The sequence below is a fragment of the Azospirillum sp. A29 genome (genome assembly GCF_042604625.1).
In the GTDB taxonomy this organism is placed as follows: Bacteria; Pseudomonadota; Alphaproteobacteria; order Azospirillales; family Azospirillaceae; genus Azospirillum; species Azospirillum palustre.
On the sequence record NZ_CP170467.1, the window covers coordinates 426,588 to 446,679 of the forward strand.

Consider the following 20,092-nt stretch of genomic DNA (forward strand, 5'->3'; position numbering starts at 1 on the left):
TTTCGCCGTGAGACTGGCGAAGGCGTCGCGGCGACTTGTGCTTCGCGGACATCCCTTCGCACTCGCAGCGACTGCAACATCCGTGCATCACCTCGGGACAAAGTGACGATGACTGGTGAAAGCCTCGAATTTCCCCATTGCAAAGACCGTTCCGCCGTGACTTTTTCCGGCCGCGCGCCGATTCCGCCCGGCGCTGGCCATGCAGGCGAAGGGAGGCACACTGTGACGGGTTCGAGCCGCCTTTGGACAGTCTTCGCACTCGCCTGCACCGCCGGTGTTTCGCTGGCCGGCTGCGGGCCGCTGGTGCTGGGCGCCGCGGGCGGAACCGCCGTCGTAGCGACGCAGGAGCGCGGCTTCGGCGGCTTCGTCAGCGACACCGAAATCCGCGCCCGCATCAATTCGCTGTGGCTGCAGCATTCCATCGACCTGACCAACCGCATCGGGCTGACCGTCGATCAGGGTCGTGTCCTGCTGACCGGCCGCGCCGCCGACGCGCAGATGCGTCTCGACGCGGTGCGTCTCGTCTGGCAGGCGCAGGGCGTCAAGGAAGTCATCAACGAAATCCAGATCGACAACGGGTCCAGCATCGTGGACACCGCGCGCGACACCTGGATTTCGACCCAGATCCGCAGCCGCATCACGTTCGATGCGGATATTCATAGCCAGAACTACAGCATCGATACCGTCGATGGCGTTGTCTATCTGATGGGTGTCGCCAGTTCGCAGGAAGAGCTGGACCGCGCGCTCCAGCAGGCCCGTTCAGTGCCCAACGTCCAACGCGTCGTCAGCTACGTCCGTCTGCTCCCGAACCCAAACATCCAGGGTTGAACCCCGACCGCCATGGCCTCCGCCCTATCCCGTGTCCTCGCCGTTCTCCGCACCGCCGCCGTCGCCGCAGCCTTGAGCCTGCCGGCGGCGTTCGCGGCCGGTCCCGTTCTGGCGCAGGACGCGGCGGTACAGGACATGGTGGCACCGGATATGGCTGGGCAGGATATCCTTGGGCAGGATGGGGCGAAACGGACCGTGCTGGCGCAGGACCAGGACGGCGGCGGGGCGGACAACCCGGCTTCCGGCACTCCCGGCCCGGCCAACCGCCTGTTCGTCCAGGCCTTGCAGCTGATCCGCCAGGCCGACAACACCTATGACGTCGCCGAGGAAGGCCGCCTTCTGAAGGAGGCGGACAAGCTGTTCAACGACATCGTGACGAAATATCCCGACAGCCCGCTGGCGGTGCAGCTCGTCACCAACCAGTTCGTCGGCGATTTCGATTTCTACGAATTCCGCTCGCGCATCCGTGCGCTGGTCTGCAACGACGCGCTGAACAGCCTGTGCTTCCTCCACCGCATCGGCGAGATGCTGCCGCCGGTGGAGACACCGATCAACGCGGCGCGCTGGGACTGGCTGTCGCTGGCCGTCGCCTATCAGCAGCTGGGCGACACCGGCCGCGCCAAGGAGATCATGGCGCCCTTCGTCAGCGCGGTCCGCCGCGGCGGCGTCGCCGACAGCTCCGGCCAGGATCTGTTCGTCGCCCGCGCCCTGTCGCTGATGGGTCAAACGCCGCTGGCGCTCGACATCACCCGGCAGATCAACGACTGCTCGACCCGCATCTACAACCTTGCCGACATCGCCAAGGCGGCGGCGTGGCGCGGCGACGGCGGCCTGACCAACGCGCTGGCCGACGAGGCCAAGAGCTACGCCTCCAGCCACAATTGCGCCTGGGAGCTGGGGCTTGTCGCCCAGACGCTGCTGCGTGCCGGCAAGGAGGCGCAGGCCCGCACCCTGTTCCTGAACACGGTCGAGACGCAGTTTTCCAAATTCAAGGAAACCCGCGGCGACTGCTGCCCGCCGGAACTGGCGGTGGCGGCGGCCGACATCGGCGAGCCGAAGCTGGCGCTGGGCCTACTCAGCACCGTGCAGGACGAGAATCCCTGGACGATCCCGGCGGTGCTGGGACGGCTGGCCAAGCGGGGCGAGGCTGGCATGGCGGTCGCCTATGCCGATCAGGTGGCGGACATCGACACCCGCGGCGAGGCTTTTGCCGAGCTGATCGAAGCGGCGATGAAGCGCGGCGAGCCGGCCATCGCCAACGATCTGATGAACCGCCTGAACAAGCTGGTGGACGAGGCCGCCGGCCGCCGGCCCGGCCTGCTGGCGCAGCGGGCCAAGGCGGAGAAGGTCTTCTACAACGACGACCGCTGGCGCCGGACCTTCCAGCTGGCGATCAACGCGGCGGAGAAGGCCAGCAACTTCGTCCGCCGCGACATCGGCGCCCCGCTGCTGGCCGCGCTGGTCCGCATCGAGACCGGGCTGCCGATGCTGGATTGAACTTAGGAGAGTTTCAGTTCACCCCACCGCCAGCACCAGCTTGCCGACGTGCTGGTTGCTCTCCATCAGCCGGTGGGCGTCGGCGGCGTTGGCGAGCGGAAAGACCTCGTGGACGACCGGCTTGACCGTGCCGGCGGCCACCAGCGGCCAGACGCGCGCCTTCAGCTGCTCGGCAACCGCCTGCTTGTAGGCGATGGGCCGCGCCCGCAGGGTCGAGCCGGTCAGCACCAGCCGCTTGGTCATCACCGGGAAGAAGTTCACGTTGGCCGTCGCGCCGCGGACGAAGCCGATGCAGACATAGCGGCCCTCGACCGCCAGCGCGTCGATGCTGCGGGCGACGTAATCGCCGCCGACGATGTCCAGCACCACATTCACGCCGGCGCCGCCGGTCGCCTCCTTGACCACCGCGACGAAATCCTCCTCGGCATAGTCGATGGCGCGTTCGGCGCCGAGCCGGACGCAGGCGGCGCATTTCTCGACCCCGCGGGCGGTGGCGAAGACCCGCGCGCCGAAGGCGGCCCCCAGCTGGATCGCCGTGGTGCCGATGCCGGACGTGCCGCCATGGACCAGCAGTGCCTCGCCGGGCTGGAGCGCGCCGCGCTCGAAGACGTTCGACCAGACGGTGAAGAAGGTTTCCGGCAGGGCCGCCGCCTCGGCCATCGACAGGCCGTCGGGGATCGGCAGGCACTGCGCCGCCGGCACGACGCAGAACTCGGCATAGCCGCCGCCGGCCAGGAGGGCGCAGACGGGATCGCCGATGCGCCAGCCGTCGACTCCCTCGCCCAGCGCATCGACGGTGCCGGCGACCTCCAGGCCGGGGATGTCGGTGATGCCCGGCGGCGGGTTGTACTTGCCGAGCCGCTGGAGCACGTCTGGCCGGTTGACGCCGGCGGCCTGGACGGCGATGCGGATCTCGCCGGGCGCCGGATCGGGAACCGGGCGGCGCGCCGGGACCAGCACCTCCGGCTTGCCGGGCTGGCTCACCTCGATTGCCGTCATCTGTCTGGATTCTGCCATTCTGATCGCTCCCCTGCCCTGTTCTCATGAAAGGTCTGGGGGCACTCTGTCGTCGCGGTAGACGGCCAGTCCACGCGGCGATGGATCCGATTTCGCCCTGCGGAAAAGACAAAAAAATGGCCGTGCTGCACACAGCACGGCCAGTCTCCGAGAGAAGCGCGAACATGCAAAACAACACATCCGCCCGATGAGAAAGGAACGCCTTTCCCGAGACAGACAGTCGCACGGACCAAGCCGATTTTCCCGAGAAAAAAGACGCTTTTCCATTCCGTGGAAACGGCTTTTTTCTCAAGAAAAAGGGCCGCATTCCGTGAGGAATGCGGCCCGAAGTGCGCCAGGGAGGAATGCCAACGTGCACCACCTGCCGTCAGCTCTTGGCGTTCTCTTGCTTTATGCGTCTCTTTGTCCGTGCGAGGGACGGGTCAGTTGGGAACCGGCACGCGGCCACCCAGCTCCTGCGTCACCGCGGCGGCGGCGCGCTTGACCATCTCGCCCAGGGCGCGCAGCCGCGCGTCCTCGATGCGCCGGCTGGAGCCGGACAGCGACAGGGCACCCATCACACGGGAATTCTCGTCGAAGATCGGAGCGGCGACACAGCGCAGGCCGGACACCCGCTCCTCCTGGTCCAGGGCATAGCCGCGGGTGCGGACCAGCGTCAGGTCGCGGTACAGCGCCGGCAGCGACGACAGGGTGCTGCGGGTGAACTGGCGCATGCCGCGCTGGGTCACGATGGTCTGCACCTTGGTCTCGGGCATGCCGGCCAAGAGCGCCTTGCCGACGGCGGAGCAGTGCAGCAGCGTGCGGTCGGTCTGCGGCACCGCGACCTGGGCGGCGCGGGGGCCGCCGACGCGGGCCAGATAGAGCGCCTCGCCATTCTCCTCAACCGCCAGATTGACGATCTCGCTGCTCTCCTCCATCAGGCGGCGCATGCGGGGACGGGCGACATCGACCAGATTGCGGGTCTTCAGGAAATTGGCGCCGGTCATGTAGGCCTGGACGCCGACCACCCAGCCGCGCGCGCTCTGGTCGAAGCGCACATAGCGCTCGTACTGCAGCGTCGTCAGCAGGCGGTGGGTGGTGGAGGGCGACAGGTTCGCGGCCTCCGACAGCTCGGTCAGCGTCATCGGACCGTCGTTGGAACCGAGGATCGTCAGGATGTTCAGGGCACGGCACAGCGACTGGACCACTTGGCCGCGCTCGGCCTTGGCCTCCTTGCCGTTGTCGTTCTTCACCCGCGGCGTCTCGATGATCGCGGTCTTGATGATGGCCGCGGCGCCCTCGCTGGGGTCGTCGTGGATGATGCGGCGGGCCAGGATGCTGTTTTGGGCTTGCGCTTTCATGTCCCATCTCCCTCGGGGTCCGGCGCGTTGGTTGCGCCTGTCTGTTGCGGCTGATGGCGTGAGTGACAGAAGGCTTGGCTAAGACCGCGGGACCGTCGCGAACGGCGATCCCGCGGGAGAACGGTTACCCTTTGAAGATCGCCTGCATGGTAGAGCCCAGGCTGGCGGGGCTGTCGGCGACGGCGATGCCGACCGACTTCATGAAGTCGATCTTGAAGTCGGCGGTGTCGTTGCCGCCGGAGATCACCGCGCCGGCATGGCCCATGCGGCGTCCCGGAGGAGCCGTGCGGCCGGCGATGAAGCCGACGACCGGCTTCTTGGTGCCCGAGGCCTTGATGAACTCGGCGCCGCGGACTTCGGCGTCGCCGCCGATCTCGCCGATCATGATGATGCCCTCGGTCTCCGGGTCCTTCACGAACAGCTCCAGGCTGTCGACGAAGTTGGTGCCGTTGACCGGGTCGCCGCCGATGCCGATGCAGGTGGTCTGGCCGAGGCCGGCCGCCGTGGTCTGCGCCACCGCCTCATAGGTCAGCGTGCCGGAACGCGACACGATGCCGATCTTGCCGCGCTTGTGGATGTGGCCCGGCATGATGCCAATCTTGCACTCGTCCGGCGTGATGATGCCGGGGCAGTTCGGGCCGATCAGGCGGGTGCCAATCCCATTCTTATTGGCGCCGTTGAGCGCGCGCTTGACGCGGACCATGTCGAGCACCGGGATGCCTTCGGTGATGCAGACCACCAGCGGGATCTCGGCGTCGATGGCTTCCAGGATCGCGTCCGCGGCGAAGGGCGGCGGCACGTAGATCACGGAGGCGTTGGCACCGGTCTTCTCGACCGCCTCGGCGACGGTGTCGAAGATCGGCAGGTCGAGGTGCTTGGCCCCGCCCTTACCGGGTGTGACGCCGCCGACCATCTTGGTGCCGTAGGCGATGGCCTGCTCGGAGTGGAAGGTGCCCTGGGCTCCGGTGAAGCCCTGGCAGATCACCTTCGTGTTCTTATCGACGAGAACAGCCATGTTACGCGGCCTCCTTCTTCACGGCGGCGACGATCTTCTTGGCTGCGTCGTCCAGATTGTCGGCGGACAGGATCGGCAGGCCGGATTCGGCCAGGATCTTCTTGCCCAGCGCGACGTTGGTGCCCTCCAACCGCACCACCAGCGGCACATGCAGCTTCACGTCGCGGGCCGCGGCGACCACGCCCTCGGCGATCACGTCGCAGCGCATGATGCCGCCGAAGATGTTGACCAGGATGCCTTCGACCGCGCTGTCGGACAGGATCAGCTTGAAGGCCGCGGTGACGCGCTCCTTGGTGGCGCCGCCGCCGACGTCGAGGAAGTTGGCCGGCTCGGCACCGTACAGCTTGATGATGTCCATCGTCGCCATGGCGAGGCCGGCGCCATTGACCATGCAGCCGATGTTGCCGTCGAGCTTGACGTAGTTCAGCTCGTGCCTGGCGGCTTCGATTTCCGCCGGGTCCTCCTCCGCCTCGTCGCGCAGAGAGGCCACATCCTTGTGACGGAACAGCGCGTTGTCGTCGAAGCTCATCTTGGCGTCGAGCGCCAGGATGTCGCCCGAACCGGTGACGATCAGCGGATTGATCTCGACGATGGCGCAATCCAGATCGACGAAGGCCCTGTAGGCGGCCTGGATGAACTTGGCGGCGGCGCCGACCTGCTTGCCTTCCAGGCCCAGCGCGAAGGCGACCTTGCGGGTGTGGTAGCCCTGGATACCGGTGGCCGGGTCGACCGCGACCTTGATGATCTTCTCGGGCGTGTTGTGGGCGACCTCTTCGATCTCCATGCCGCCTTCGGTCGAGGCCATGATGGTGACGCGGCCGGTGGCGCGGTCGATCAGCAGGCCGAGATACAGCTCGCGCTTGATGTCCGCGCCTTCCTCGACATAGAGGCGCTTGACCTCCTTGCCCGCCGGGCCGGTCTGCTTGGTCACGAGGATGCGGTTGAGCATCTCGGCGGCGTTGGAGGCGACCTCCTCGACCGACTTGACGACGCGGACGCCGCCCTTGCCGCCCGGATTGTCCTGGAAGCGGCCGGCGCCGCGGCCACCGGCATGGATCTGCGACTTCACCACCCAGACCGGACCGCCGAGTTCGCGGGCGACCGATGCAGCCTCTTCCGGGGTGAAGGCCACGCCGCCGCGCGGAACGGCGACGCCGTACCCCCGCAGCAGATCCTTGGCCTGATATTCGTGAATGTTCATGGTTTTCGTCTCTGTCCCAGTCGGGAATTGTCTTTTGGAGACCGCGGGGAGCCGGAAATTCTTCGGCTGACGGGCGGCGGATTTTCAAAAGTCCGGGCTTCGGCTCCCGCTTCGGCTCTCAGGCGACCGGGAAGGGGACGGTCGGGGAGAGCGGAAGCGGGGATTTTAAAAATCGGCAGGCTTTTCAAACAACGGGTGTTGGCCCCTCCTCCACCCTCTCCCGCCGAAGCGGGGAGGGTTGGGGAAGGAGGCGGAAACTGTTACTCCGCCGCCAGCCGCTCCACGACGCCGATGGCGCCGCTGTCACGGATTTCAACGATTTCACGCTCGCCGAAACCCAGCACGTCGCGCAGGATTTCGTCGGTGTGCTCGCCCAGCAGGGGGGAACGGGTGACCTCCGTCGGGCTGTCGGACAGTTTGATCGGGTTGCCGACCGTCAGGTAGCTGCCGCGGGTCGGATGCTCCACCTCGACCAGCGTGCCGGTCTCGTAGAGCGACTTGTCCTCGGCGATTTCCTTCATCGACAGGATCGGGCCGCAGGGAATGTCGTATTTGTTGAGAAGGTCCATGACCTCGAACTTGGTCAGGGTCTTGGTCCATTCCTCGACGGTGGCGAAGATCTGCATCAGGCGCGGCAGGCGGGCCACCGGGGTGGCGTAGTCGGGATCGGTGATCCACTCTTCCTTGCCGATGACCTTGCAGATCGACTTCCAGACCGGGGCTTGGGCGATGAAGTAGATGTAGGCGTTGGGATCGGTCTCCCAGCCCTTGCACTTCAGGATCCAGCCCGGCTGGCCGCCGCCCGACGCGTTGCCGGCGCGCGGCACCGTGTCACCGAACTCGCCGTTCGGGTATTGCGGATATTCCTTCATCGGACCGTTGGCCAGACGCTGCTGGTCGCGCAGCTTGACGCGGCACAGGTTCAGCACGGCGTCCTGCATGGCGGCCAGCACCTTCTGGCCACGGCCGGTCTCCCGGCGCTGGTAGAGGGCGGTGACGATGCCGAGCGCCAGATGCAGGCCGGTGCCGCTGTCGCCGATCTGGGCGCCGGTGACCATGGGCGGGCCGTCGTCGAAACCGGTGGTCGAGGCGGCACCGCCCGCACATTGGGCGACGTTCTCGTACACCTTGCAGTTCTCGAACGGCCCGGGCCCGAAGCCCTTGACCGACGCGACGATCATCGCGGGGTTCAGTTCCTGGATGCGTTCCCAGGTGAACCCCATGCGATCAAGCACGCCGGGGGCGAAGTTTTCGACCATCACGTCGCAGGTCTTGATCAGCGCCTCCAACACCTCCTTGCCCTTGGGCGTCTTGGTGTCGAGGGTGATGGACCGCTTGTTGTGGTTCAGCATGGTGAAATACAGGCTGTCGGCGTCCGGCAGGTCGCGCAGCTGGCTGCGGGTGATGTCACCCTCGCCCGGCCGTTCGACCTTGATGACGTCGGCGCCGAACCAGGCGAGCAACTGGGTGCAGGTCGGTCCCGACTGAACATGTGTGAAGTCGAGAATCCGCACGCCCTGAAGTGCCTTGCCCATGTATTTCTCCCCCTGCTTTTTAGTGTCGTGTGGTCGGCGTTTCTTTTAGGACGGCATCTTGCGGACCGAGCTGGTCGGATTGAGGCTGCCGATGTTGCCGCTTTCGGTGCCGGCGGCCGGGTCGATGACGGCGTTGACCAGGGTCGGACGGCCGCTGTCCATCGCCTCGTTGACCGCGCGGTACAGCTCGTCCGGGTTGGTGACGTGGACACCGACGCCGCCGAAGGCTTCCATCATCTTGTCGTAACGCGAGCCGGGGACGAAGACCATCGGGGACGGGTCGTTCCCGCCGGTCGGGTTGACGTCGGTCCCGCGATAGATGCCGTTGTTGTTGAAGATGACGATGCAGACCGGCAGGTTGTAGCGGCAGATCGTCTCCACCTCCATGCCGGAGAAGCCGAAGGCGCTGTCGCCCTCGACGGCCAGAACCGGCTTGCCGCTCTCCACCGCCGCAGCGACGGCGTAGCCCATGCCGACGCCCATCACGCCCCAGGTGCCGACGTCGAGGCGCTTGCGCGGCTCGTACATGTCGATGATGCCGCGGGCCAGATCGAGGGTGTTGGCGCCCTCGTTGACCAGAAGGGCGTCCGGACGCTCCTTGATGATGCGGCGCAGAGCGCCCAGCGCACCGTGGAAGTTCATCGGCGACGCGTTGCTCATCAGCTTCGGCGCCATCTTGGCGACGTTCTGCTCACGCTTGGCGGCGACGGTGGCCATCCAGTCGGTCGGCGGGGTCAGGCCGCCGTCGATGCCCTTCAGCATCACTTCCATGACGGACGCGATGTCGCCGACCAGCGGCGCATGGATTTCGACGTTGCTGTCCATCTCCCTGGGCTCGATGTCGACCTGGATGAACTTCTTCGAACCGGGCTTGCCCCAGGTCTTGCCCTTGCCGTGCGACAGCAGCCAGTTCAGCCGCGCGCCGACCAGCATGACCACGTCGGCTTCCTGCAGAACCAGCGAGCGGGCGGCACCGGCCGACTGCGGATGGGTGTCGGGCAGCAGGCCCTTGGCCATGCTCATCTGCAGGAAGGGGATGCCGCTCTTCTCGACGAAGGAGCGGATCGTCTCATCGGCCTGGGCATAGGCCGCACCCTTGCCGAAGATCACCAGCGGACGCTTGGCGCCCTTCAGCAGGTCGAGCGCGCGGTTGACCGCCTCGGCCGACGGATACTGGGCCGGGGTCGGATCGACCACCTTGACCAGCGACTTGGCGCCTTCCGCGGCGTCCATCACCTGCGAGAACAGCTTGGCCGGCAGGTCGAGATAGACGCCGCCCGGACGGCCCGACACGGCGGCGCGGATGGCGCGCGCCACGCCGATGCCGATGTCCTGGGCGTGCAGGATGCGGAAGGCGGCCTTGCACAGCGGCTTGGCGATGGCCAGCTGGTCCATCTCCTCGTAGTCGCCCTGCTGGAGATCGACGACCTCACGCTCCGACGAGCCGCTGATCAGGATCATCGGGAAGCAGTTGGTGGTGGCGTTCGCCAGCGCGGTCAGGCCGTTCAGGAAGCCCGGCGCCGACACCGTCATGCAGACGCCCGGCTTCTTCGTCATGAAGCCAGCGATGGCGGCGGCGTTGCCGGCATTCTGTTCGTGGCGGAACGAGACGACGCGCATGCCCTCGGCCTGCGCCATGCGCAGCAGGTCGGAAATCGGAATGCCGGGGACGACATACAGGTTGTTGATGTCGTTGAGCTTGAGCGCGTCGATGACGAGCTGGAAGCCGTCGGTCAGCGCCGGCGCGTCTTCGACAACAGATGCTTCCGTGGCCTGGTTCTTAGTGATCGTTGCAGCCGCAGTAGACATATGGGTGACTCCTCCCCGAGGCTCCAAAAAGGTTCAAAGTTGGTTAGTCGAGGAAGGCGCAATGCCGTTCCACGTACTGTGCGAGACCGAGCGTGTGTTCCCGGACGCGGCGTTCCGCGAGATCGGCATCGCGGGCGGCAAGCGCCTCGATGATGTCCCGATGCTCGTGGATGGACTGGTCGGCACGGTCGCCGAGGCCCATCGTCGCGCGGCGGATCGCGCGCATATGGATGAAGAAGCGGTCGGTCAGGTCCGAGATCAGAGCGGAGCCCGAAGCCTGGACGATGCTTTGATGGAAGACGATGTTGGCGTCGGAATACTCCGCGACATGTTCCGCCAACTCGGCTTTCGTGTATTTGTCGAACGCAGCGTGCAGGAGTTCCAGCTTCTCCGTGGTGGCGTTTTCGACGAACAGGCGTGCCGCCATGCCTTCCAGGGCGGCACATACCGTGATCATCTCCACCAGTTCGGCCTTCGTCTTGCGCACCACGAAGATCCCGCGCCGCGGTTGGGAGCGGATGAACCCCTCCTGTTCCAGCAGCGCCATCGCCTCGCGCACCGGGGTGCGGCTGACACCCAACGCCTCGCACAGACGGCGTTCGTCCAACCTGATCTCGTTGCTCTGGCCGTAGATGTTCATCTGCGTGATGGCCTGTCGCAGCGATTGGTAGGCCTTGGCCTTGAAGCTCATCCCCTGTTCGAGGGGTTCGACACTGAATCTTTCCCGGTTCATCACGTTTCCGACCCTTTGCGCGCCGACGCCATCGGCGCCGCTTGTTGTCGTGAGCGTTGTTCGTGCGAGCATTCGGACGATCGCCCTTGGCCCTTGGTACTGAGTGGCGCGTCGTTTTTGAATTATCGATACGGTATACCAGATGCCAGACACCCGCAAGGCCAATTGCGGGCACCTCGAACTATTTCTGCTGCCGACGGAGTTGCGGCCGATTCTGTTCGAATTTTCTGGCTATTGCGCGGTAATCGCCCTAATTTGACCCCTCAGGATCGTTTTTCGCGAAGGAAGCCGCGCATGGCCGAAACCCAGCATCTGGCCGGGACCGCAGACAAGACACCCTCCGGCGCGGCGGAAGAGGCGTCTGATCCGAACTTCATGACCTCGCTGGCGCGCGGATTGTCGGTGATTCGCGCCTTCACCGAGCGCGAACCGAACCTGACCATCGCCGACATCGCCAAGATCACCGGCCTGCCGCGGGCGGCGGCACGGCGCTGCCTGCTGACGCTGATGCAACTGGGCTATGCCGGGTCGGATGGACGGACCTTCCATCTGAAACCGAAGATCCTGGCGCTCGGCTATTCCTTCCTGTCGTCGGCCCCGCTGGCGACGATTCTCGACCCGCTGATCGAGCAGGTCAGCGGAGCGGTGCAGGAATCCTGCTCCGCCGCCGTCCTGGACGAGAACGACGTGGTCTACATCGCCCGTGCGGCGACCAAGCGGATCATGTCGGTCGGGCTGAATGTCGGCAGCCGCCTGCCGGCCTACTGCACCTCGATGGGGCGGGTCCTGCTGGCGGCGCTGCCGGAGGCGGAACTGAACGCCTATCTGGCACGGGTGCCGCTGAAGCCCTTCACCGAACGGACCATCACCGCACCCGACGCGCTGAAGCGGGAGCTGGAACGGGTGCGCGACCGCGGCTTCTCGCTGGTGGACCAGGAGTTGGAGCTGGGGCTGCGCTCCATCGCCGTGCCGATCAGCACCGCCACCGGCGGGGTGGTGGCGGCGATGAACATCAGCGCCCAGGCCGCCCGCGTCACCTGCCCGGAGATGGAGGTGCAGTTCCTGCCCCACCTGCACCGCGCGTCGGAGGAGGCGCGTGTGCTGCTGGTGCGCTCGCGGGGGGTCTGAGGCCGGCCACCCGGACCGGCCCGCCCTCCGCTTCGCCCAGTTACTGTGCTTTTATCAGCATCTCTTGCAGATTGCGGTTGATCGCCTCGACCCCGTTCCGGGCTTCCCGCATGTTCGCCGCGACTCCGTCGCTGAGCGACATCTGCTCCTCGGCGCCGGCGGCAACCCCATGGACGGTCGATTTCACGCTGTCGACCGACCGGGCGATGCCGCCCAGCGCCTCCACCACCTGACGGACGACCTCCTGCATGGCGACGATCTCGACGCCGATCCGCTCGGTGGCGCTGGAGGTCTGTTCAGCCAGTGACTTCACCTCGGTCGCCACGACCGCGAACCCGCGCCCGGCCTCGCCCGCCCGCGCCGCCTCGATGGTGGCGTTCAGCGACAGCAGCTTGATCTGCGAGGCGATGGCGTCGATGAATTTGGCGACGCCGTCCATCGCCGCCGCGGCTTCGTTCAGCCGACCGGTGGCGCTGTCCGCCGCGGAGGTCCGGCGGTCGATCTCGTCCACCACCTTGCGCGACGTCAGGATGTCGGTGGAGATTTGCGTCGCGGATCCGCACATCCGTTCGACCGCATCGCCGACCTCGGCGACCTTCTGAACGGTCTGCTTGGAAAATTCGATGGCTTTCAGACGCGACCTGATCATGTCGGTTACGTCGGTCGCGAATTTCACCACCTTCAGCACCTCGCCCGTATCGGACAGAACGGGGTTGTAGCTGGCGTTGATCCAGATATCGGACCCGGTTTTGGCCCGGCGGCGGTAGAGAGAGGTGTGGAATTTCCCGCTGCGCAGGATCTCCCAGAACTGGCTGTATTCGGCGCTGCCCTGCTGTTCGGCCGACACGAACATGCAATGGTTCTGCCCGACCACTTCGTCCAGCCGGTACCCCATCGCCTTGAGAAAATTCTCATTGGCATTCAGGATCGTACCGTCCGGCTTGAAATGGATCACCGCCTGCGACCGGTTGATCGCCTCGATCTGGGCGCGGAAATCGGCATTGCGAACCCGCTGCTCGGTCACGTCGGTCGCGAACTTCACGATCTTCCACGGTTTTCCGGTCGGGTCGAGAATCGGCGTATAGGTTGCCTGAATCCAGACCTGCGCGCCGCTTTTGGTCAGGCGCCGGAACTCGCCGCTCTGATGCTCGCCCCGGCCGAGCTTTTCCCAAAAGGCGCTGTAGGCCGGATCGGCGACATCCACGCCATTGAGGAATACCTTGTGATGCTGCTCCCGCACCTCCTCCAGCCGATAGCCCATCAGATCGAGGAAGCGCTGGTTGGCCGTCAGGATGGTGCCGTCCAATCCGAACTCGATCACCGCCTGGGACCTTTCGATGGCGGCGATCTTGCCGTTGGCATCGGCCTCCCGCAGCTTCGCCTCGGTGATGTCGGTGGCGAACTTCACCACGCCGACCGGCCGGCCGCCGGCGCCGAGGATCGGGTTGTAGGTGGAGCGCAGCCAGATTTCCCGGCCCGACTTGGTGACGCGCCGGAACACCGCCGATTGGAAGCGGCCCGCCCGCAGCTCGTCCCAGAAATGGCGGTATTCGGCGCTCTTCGCATGGTCGGGGTGGACGAACATGCTGTGGGGACGGCCCTTCACCTCCTCCAGGCGATACCCCATCGCCTCCAGGAAGTTCCTGTTCGCATCCACCACCGTGCCGTCCATCGTAAATTCCACGACAGCCTGCGACCGGTCGAGAGCGTCCAGCTTGGCCCGCTCGCAGCTCACACCCTTGGTGAACAGAAACATGGACTCCTCCCCTCCTCTCGTCGCGCCGGACGGATGCGGAAGGGCCATGGCTTCCAAAATCACCGCTTCATTCCCCGATGCGAGCCATGAACGGAACTGCCTTGGGAAACAAAGTATCTCAGCGGCACGGCCTCAGCATACGGCAGCGCCACGCAGGATAGGCAAAGCATCCAACCGGGCCAGTCGGGATTATCCCTAGGGCCGAAAGTCATCGATCACAGGATCGACTCCTGCGATATTCCCAACAGTGCCGCCTTGATCTTCGGCACCATGTGGTCGGCAAAGGCTCTCACCTTTGCCGGAACCAGCGCGCGATGGGGATAGAGCACGGCCAGCGTCACCGGCTCCGGCGGAAAATCGGGCAGCACCGGCACCAGGGCGCCGCTGGCCAGATGTTCCGCCACCTCCCACAGCGGCTTCATGGCGATGCCGCGCCCGTCGAGCGCCCAGCCGGTCAGTACGTCGCCGTCGTCGGCGTCGAAGCGGCCCGACACCGGCAGCTTCACCGGCTCGCCGCCCTCCAGCACGCTCCATTGATATTGCTGGGTGCCGGGAAAGCGCAGAAGCAGGCAGTTGTGGCCGGACAGGTCCGCCGGCATCGAAGGCCGGCCGCGCTCCGACAGGTAGGAGGGGGCCGCCACCAGCACGCGGCGCACGTCGGCGATCTTGCGCACGACGAAGCTGGAATCCTTCAGCGTCGCCATCCGCACCGCCACGTCGACCGCCTCGCGCAGCAGGTCGAGCAGATGGTCGGACAGGCGCAGCCGCACCTCGACCAACGGGTGGGCGGCGCAGAAGTCGGGGACCAGCGGCGACAGGATGCGGCGGCCGAAGCCCAGCGGTGCGGTCACCCGCACGCTGCCCGACGGCACGCCCGACCCGGCGGCGATGCTGCTGTGCGCGCGCTCCACCGCCTCCAGCACTTCGAGGCAGCTCTGGTAGAAATCCATGCCGGTCTCGGTCGCCTGCAATTGCCGCGTCGTGCGGTTCAGCAGCCGGACGCCGAGATGGGTTTCCAACTGCTGGATGCGGTGGCTGACCATGGCCGGCGACATGCGCAGGTTCCGCCCGGCGGCCGACAGGCTGCCCAGTTCGACGACGCGGACGAAGATGCGCATGTTCTCAAGCAACGCCATGCTCGCGCGGACTCCCTGCCGGACGATCGGGCCGGACCGATGGGTTTACGGATCGGGACGGACGCTAGCACGCCTCACCCGCCGCTGTGAATTTGCCACTCCCGTTCGGAGCGTTGCAGTGCAAAACCCATCCGTCCGGCGATCCAGGCGGAGATATGTACGGATGCCCGTCCGGCCGGCCGTCCCGCAGCGGCCTATCTTCAACGGAAGGTCGCGCGCCTTGCGGCCTTTGACAACGCAAGCGATCAGTCGGGAGGGCAGCATGTTCGAGGGCGATCAGTCCGGCAAATACGGCGGCAGGCGTGGCGATGGTCATGGACACGGGCACCATGGCGGTCATGGCAACGGCTGGGGACACGGCCATCATGGAGGTGGAGGGGGGAATGGTGACGGCGGCGACGCCTATGAGGGCCTGTATGTCGTCGATGTCCAGGGCACCATCGACCAACCTTTCCCGTTCCTGGATGAAGACGTGCAGACCGGCGATCCGTTCCGGATCACCATCGCCATGAATTTCGACGACCCGGTGATCGGCACGGACGGCACCACCTACCGCCGCTATTTTAACGACCAGCCCAACCAGTTCCTGCTGTCCGCCCGGGTCGGCGACACGGAGATCGAGCATGTCGTCCAGGCCAGCGTCCTGCCCAACGACGGGACGACGCTGGTGGTGGGTGACGGTACCCTCTATCGCGAGTTCGTGAACGACCCGGAACCGCCGCGCACACCGGAGGATTTCCTCGCCGTCATCGCCCCAGGCACCTCGACCGACCCGGCGAACGGACAGGAGGTGTGGCTGCGGGCGCAGATCTATCTGAATGACCCAGCCGGCACGCTGGTCGACAGCTTGAACCTGGAGGATGAAGCGACCTTCATCCCGGTGGAAGGCGGACAGGCAGTGGCCCTTTTTGGCCGCTTCCGCGAAGGGCCGGTGAATTTCGACGCCGACATCTCCGCCATTCCAACATCGGTAACGTTGAACGGCATTGACCCGGCGGCGGTCTTTTCGGCGGAAAGCTTGGCGGCGATCGGCTACCCGCTCGACACCGGTGTCAGCAGCGGGCCCGGCTGCTTCGCCATCGCTTGAACGGTGGGGCTTGAGCGGGCGGACCATGAAAACGCGAAAGGCGCGCCGCCGGGCGCGCCTTCCGTTCAAGAGGACCGGTCGGTCAGACCAGAACGGTCTCGCTCTCGTCCACCGGCAGGTCCAGCGTCTCCTCGAACTCGGTGACGCTGTCGATGTCGGCGCCCATGGAGATGTTGGTCACCCGCTCCAGCACCAGCTCGACGACGACCGGCACCTGATACTGGTCCATCCAGGCCTGGGCCTGGGTGAACGCCTCCTGGATGCGGTCCGGCTCGGTGACGCGGATCGCCTTGCAGCCCAACCCTTCCGCCACCGCGACGTGATCGACGCCATAGACGCCGATCTCCGGCGCGTTGATGTTCTCGAAGGACAGCTGCACCTGGAAGTCCATCTGGAAGGCGCGCTGCGCCTGCCGGATCAGGCCGAGATAAGCGTTGTTCACCAGAACATGGATGTAGGGCAGCTTGTGCTGGGCGCCGACCGCCAGCTCCTCGATCATGAACTGGAAGTCGTAGTCGCCGGACAGCGCGACGATGCGCCGCTTCGGATCGGCCACCCGGACGCCGAGCGCCGCCGGCAGGGTCCAGCCCAGCGGGCCGGCCTGGCCGCAGTTGATCCAGTGGCGCGGCTTGTAGACGTGCAGGAACTGCGCGCCGGCGATCTGCGACAGGCCGATGGTGGTGACGTAGGTGGTGTCCTGGCCGAAGGCGCTGTTCATCTCCTGATAGACGCGCTGCGGCTTCATCGGCACCTGATCGAAGTCGCTGCGGCGGTGCATCGACCGCTTGCGGCCCTGGCAGTCCTTGACCCAGCCGCCGAGATCCTTGAAGCGCCCCTCGGCCTTCCACTCCCTGGCGACCTCGATGAAGAGGTCGAGCGCCGCCCCGGCATCCGACACGATGCCGAGATCCGGCATGAACACCCGGCCGATCTGGGTCGGCTCGATGTCGACATGCACGAACTTGCGGCCCTTGGTGTAGACCTCGACCGAGCCGGTGTGGCGGTTGGCCCAGCGGTTGCCGATGCCCAGCACGAAGTCGGACTTCAGCATCGTCGCGTTGCCGTAGCGGTGGGCGGTCTGCAAGCCGACCATGCCGGCCATCAGCGGATGGTCGTCGGGGATGGTGCCCCAACCCATCAGCGTCGGGATCACCGGCACGCCGAGCAGTTCCGCGAACTCCACCAGCTTGTCGGAGGCGTCGGCGTTGACGATGCCGCCGCCGGCGACGACCAGCGGACGTTCCGACGCCGCGAACATCGCCAGCGCCTTCTCGACCTGGGCGCGGGTGGCGGCGGGCTTGTAGACCGCCAGCGGCTCGTAGGTCTCGTCGTCGAACTCGATCTCGGCCATCTGGACGTCGATGGGCAGGTCGATCAGCACCGGGCCGGGACGGCCGCTGCGCATCAGATGGAAGGCCTGCTGGAAGACGTAGGGCACCTGCGCCGGTTCCAGCACGGTCACTGCCCATTTGGCGACCGGCTTGGCGATGTCGGCGATGTTGATCGCCTGGAAATCCTCCTTGTGCAGACGGGCGCGCGGCGCCTGGCCGGTGATGCACAGGATCGGGATCGAGTCCGCAATCGCCGAATAGAGGCCGGTGATCATGTCGGTGCCGGCCGGGCCGGAAGTGCCGATGCACACGCCGATGTTGCCGGCATTGGCCCGCGTGTAGCCTTCGGCCATGTGCGAGGCGCCCTCGACATGGCGGGCCAGCACATGTCGCATCGTGCCGCGCCGCTGCATCGCCGCATAGAAGGGGTTGATCGCGGCGCCCGGGACGCCGAAGCAGACGTCGATGCCCTCCCGCTCCAGCACCCGCACCGCCGCTTCCGCCGCCGTCATTCTCGCCATCGCTCGACTCCTCACCAAACGCGATTGTTGCTGAAGACAGCTAAGCGCGCGGATGGTGGGTACGGCAAATCAACGGGTTGGCTTTTCCACAGGCTGGAAAGCGGTGCCGAATGGGGAGGAGCCTCAGCTGCCGCGATATGTGGAATAGGCCCAAGGGGAAACCAGCAACGGCACATGGTAATGTTGGCTGACGTCCTTGATGCCGAAGCGCAGCGGCACCTCGTCGATGAAGTCCGGGCCATCCCCCACTATCACGCCGATGCGGCGGAAATATTCGCCGGCCATGAACAGCAGTTCGTAGCGGCCGATCTTGAAATCCTCGCCCTGGAGCGCCGGGGCGTCGAGCCGTCCGTCGGCATTCGTTGTGAACTCGCCGAGAACGGCACCGGTGTCGAGCGAGGTCAGGCGGATGCGCATGCCCGGCGCCGGACGGCCGGCGGCGATGTCGAGGACGTGGGTGGTCAGGCGGCCCATGGGTGCGGTCTCCGCGACGGTGCGAGTTCGGAGTCCCAGCTTAAGCGCATCCGCCCTGCCCTGCCCACCCGTCCAGATCCGGAAACTGTCTTCGGCCGCCGGAAGGCAATCGGCCGGTTGAACCCCCTGCCGCCAATGGCTTAGCGTAGGTTCCGCTTCGACCGCAGCGCGAAAAGGGCGAGACGACGATGACCGGCACCGCTTATCCCCGCGACATGATCGGCTATGGCGCCACCCCGCCGCAGGCCAACTGGCCGGGCGGCGCCCGGGTGGCGGTGCAGTTCGTCATCAATTATGAGGAGGGCGGCGAGAACTGCGTCCTTCACGGCGACGCCGCGTCGGAGGCCTTCCTGTCGGAGATCGTCGGCGCCCAGCCGATCCCCGGCGCCCGCCACATGAACATGGAGTCGATCTACGAATACGGCTCCCGCGCCGGCTTCTGGCGGCTGCACCGCCTGTTCACCGAGCGCAACCTGCCGGTCACCGTCTATGGCGTCGCCATGGCGCTGGAGCGCAATCCCGAAGTCGTCGCCGCGATGAAGGCCGCGGGGTGGGAGATCGCCACCCATGGCTGGCGCTGGATCGACTACCAGCATCTGCCGGCGGAGGTGGAGCGCGAGCATATGCTGCGCGCCATCGAGGTCCACACCCGCGTGACCGGCTCCCGTCCGCTCGGCTGGTATCTCGGGCGGTGCAGCCCCAACACCTGGCGGCTGGTCGCCGAGGAGGGCGGCTTCCTCTACAACGCCGATTCCTACGCCGACGATCTGCCCTATTGGGACGACAGCCATGGCCGGCCGCAGCTGATCGTGCCCTACACGCTCGACGCCAACGACATGCGCTTCGCGACGAACCAGGGCTTCAACAGCGGCGACCAGTTCTTCGCCTACCTGAAGGACAGCTTCGACACGCTTTATGCGGAAGGCGAAACGGCGCCGAAGATGATGTCCATCGGCCTGCACTGCCGTCTGGTCGGACGTCCAGGCCGCGCGGCGGCGCTGGCCCGTTTCCTCGATTATGTGCGCAGCCATGACAAGGCGTGGGTGGCGACGCGGCTCGACATCGCCCGCCACTGGATCGCCGAACACCCCTACACCGCGAAGTGAGAGCGCAGCAGATGCCCTACAGCTTGGACAATCTGAACCGGATGGACCGCGCCGAATTCGTCGCGGCGCTGGGTGCCGTGTTCGAGGACAGCCCCTGGGTGGCCGACACCGCCTGGGACAAACGACCCTTCGCCGATGCCGCCGGCTTGCGCGCGGCGATGACCGGCATCGTGCGCGCGGCAGGGACGGAGCGGCAGCGCGCGCTGATCCTGTCCCACCCCGACCTTGCCGACCGCGCCAGCCGCCCGGCCAACCTGACCGCCTTCTCGCAGACCGAACAAGCCAGGGCCGGCCTGAACGAGTTGACCGAGGCGGAGGCCCAGGAGCAGCGCGACCTGAACCGCGCCTACCGCGAGCGCTTCGGCTTCCCCTTCATCATGGCGGTGCGCTTCAGCAGCAAGCAGGAGATCCTGGCGGCGATGCGCGAGCGCGTGGCGAACGAGCCGGAGGTGGAGTTCGGCCGGGCACTGGAGGAGATCTACAAGATCGCCGGCTTCCGGCTGGACGATTTGGTGACGGGATAACGCCGGATCCGAAAACGAAGAAAGCGCGCCGCCCCAGCCGGAGCGGCGCGCTTT

Annotated in this window: 17 protein-coding genes; 6 read left to right on the forward strand and 11 right to left on the reverse strand. The window is 66.2% G+C overall.

The features are described 5' to 3' along the window. Positions 1-108: 108 nt before the first annotated feature. Both ABNQ38_RS30025 and ABNQ38_RS30030 read left to right on the forward strand, forming a co-directional pair. Entirely contained in the window at positions 109-828 is a 720-nt protein-coding gene (locus tag ABNQ38_RS30025) for a BON domain-containing protein (protein WP_377810956.1), read from the forward strand. Positions 829-840: 12 nt separating this feature from the next. Continuing rightward, positions 841-2,325: a hypothetical protein gene (locus tag ABNQ38_RS30030; RefSeq protein ID WP_377810957.1), complete on the forward strand. Its 1,485-nt coding sequence runs from the start codon at positions 841-843 to the stop codon at positions 2,323-2,325. An 18-nt stretch (positions 2,326-2,343) separates the two neighbouring features. On the opposite strand, the gene ABNQ38_RS30035 is transcribed toward ABNQ38_RS30030, so the two are convergent. From ABNQ38_RS30035 to ABNQ38_RS30065, 7 genes are all read right to left on the reverse strand, one after another. Continuing rightward, positions 2,344-3,342 carry an NAD(P)H-quinone oxidoreductase gene (locus ABNQ38_RS30035; protein WP_377810958.1) on the reverse strand — a complete coding sequence of 333 codons (999 nt, stop codon included), beginning with the start codon at positions 3,340-3,342 and terminating at the stop codon, positions 2,344-2,346. A gap of 422 nt (positions 3,343-3,764) precedes the next feature. Next, complete coding sequence (locus tag ABNQ38_RS30040; RefSeq protein ID WP_109050104.1) at positions 3,765-4,682, reverse strand: IclR family transcriptional regulator; 918 nt, start codon at positions 4,680-4,682, stop codon at positions 3,765-3,767. Between the two features lie 124 nt (positions 4,683-4,806). Next, positions 4,807-5,697 (reverse strand): succinate--CoA ligase subunit alpha, encoded by an 891-nt coding sequence (sucD, locus tag ABNQ38_RS30045; protein ID WP_377810959.1) that lies wholly within the window; start codon positions 5,695-5,697, stop codon positions 4,807-4,809. Between the two features lies 1 nt (position 5,698). Beyond that, positions 5,699-6,898, reverse strand: coding sequence for an ADP-forming succinate--CoA ligase subunit beta (sucC, locus tag ABNQ38_RS30050; protein WP_377810960.1), 1,200 nt, complete (start codon positions 6,896-6,898; stop codon positions 5,699-5,701). A gap of 260 nt (positions 6,899-7,158) precedes the next feature. Continuing rightward, positions 7,159-8,433, reverse strand: coding sequence for a formyl-CoA transferase (gene frc, locus ABNQ38_RS30055; protein ID WP_109048363.1), 1,275 nt, complete (start codon positions 8,431-8,433; stop codon positions 7,159-7,161). A 45-nt stretch (positions 8,434-8,478) separates the two neighbouring features. After that, entirely contained in the window at positions 8,479-10,242 is a 1,764-nt protein-coding gene (gene oxc, locus ABNQ38_RS30060) for an oxalyl-CoA decarboxylase (protein WP_377810961.1), read from the reverse strand. Between the two features lie 43 nt (positions 10,243-10,285). Continuing rightward, positions 10,286-11,140: a GntR family transcriptional regulator gene (locus tag ABNQ38_RS30065; protein WP_377810962.1), complete on the reverse strand. Its 855-nt coding sequence runs from the start codon at positions 11,138-11,140 to the stop codon at positions 10,286-10,288. A 129-nt stretch (positions 11,141-11,269) separates the two neighbouring features. On the opposite strand from ABNQ38_RS30065, the gene ABNQ38_RS30070 reads away from it, so the two are divergent. Continuing rightward, positions 11,270-12,103: an IclR family transcriptional regulator gene (locus tag ABNQ38_RS30070; protein WP_377810963.1), complete on the forward strand. Its 834-nt coding sequence runs from the start codon at positions 11,270-11,272 to the stop codon at positions 12,101-12,103. Between the two features lie 40 nt (positions 12,104-12,143). Here ABNQ38_RS30070 and ABNQ38_RS30075 read toward each other — a convergent pair whose 3' ends face one another. Both ABNQ38_RS30075 and ABNQ38_RS30080 read right to left on the reverse strand, forming a co-directional pair. Continuing rightward, positions 12,144-13,859, reverse strand: coding sequence for a PAS domain S-box protein (locus tag ABNQ38_RS30075; protein ID WP_377810964.1), 1,716 nt, complete (start codon positions 13,857-13,859; stop codon positions 12,144-12,146). Positions 13,860-14,074: 215 nt separating this feature from the next. Next, entirely contained in the window at positions 14,075-14,995 is a 921-nt protein-coding gene (locus ABNQ38_RS30080) for a LysR family transcriptional regulator (RefSeq protein WP_377810965.1), read from the reverse strand. Between the two features lie 262 nt (positions 14,996-15,257). Here ABNQ38_RS30080 and ABNQ38_RS30085 point away from each other — a divergent pair, with 262 nt between their 5' ends. Further along, complete coding sequence (locus ABNQ38_RS30085; protein ID WP_377810966.1) at positions 15,258-16,082, forward strand: hypothetical protein; 825 nt, start codon at positions 15,258-15,260, stop codon at positions 16,080-16,082. 82 nt (positions 16,083-16,164) lie between these two features. On the opposite strand, the gene gcl is transcribed toward ABNQ38_RS30085, so the two are convergent. Together gcl and uraH are read right to left on the reverse strand one after the other, a co-directional pair. Continuing rightward, positions 16,165-17,934 (reverse strand): glyoxylate carboligase, encoded by a 1,770-nt coding sequence (gene gcl, locus ABNQ38_RS30090; RefSeq protein ID WP_377810967.1) that lies wholly within the window; start codon positions 17,932-17,934, stop codon positions 16,165-16,167. A 123-nt stretch (positions 17,935-18,057) separates the two neighbouring features. Next, on the reverse strand, positions 18,058-18,408 hold the full coding sequence (gene uraH / locus ABNQ38_RS30095) for a hydroxyisourate hydrolase (RefSeq protein ID WP_377810968.1): 351 nt from the start codon (positions 18,406-18,408) through the stop codon (positions 18,058-18,060). A gap of 188 nt (positions 18,409-18,596) precedes the next feature. Between uraH and puuE the strand changes: the two genes are divergently transcribed. Both puuE and uraD read left to right on the forward strand, forming a co-directional pair. After that, a complete protein-coding gene (gene puuE, locus ABNQ38_RS30100; RefSeq protein WP_377810969.1) occupies positions 18,597-19,514 on the forward strand; it encodes an allantoinase PuuE in 918 nt (305 codons plus the stop codon). Positions 19,515-19,525: 11 nt separating this feature from the next. Beyond that, complete coding sequence (gene uraD, locus ABNQ38_RS30105) at positions 19,526-20,038, forward strand: 2-oxo-4-hydroxy-4-carboxy-5-ureidoimidazoline decarboxylase (protein WP_377810970.1); 513 nt, start codon at positions 19,526-19,528, stop codon at positions 20,036-20,038. Positions 20,039-20,092 lie beyond the last annotated feature (54 nt).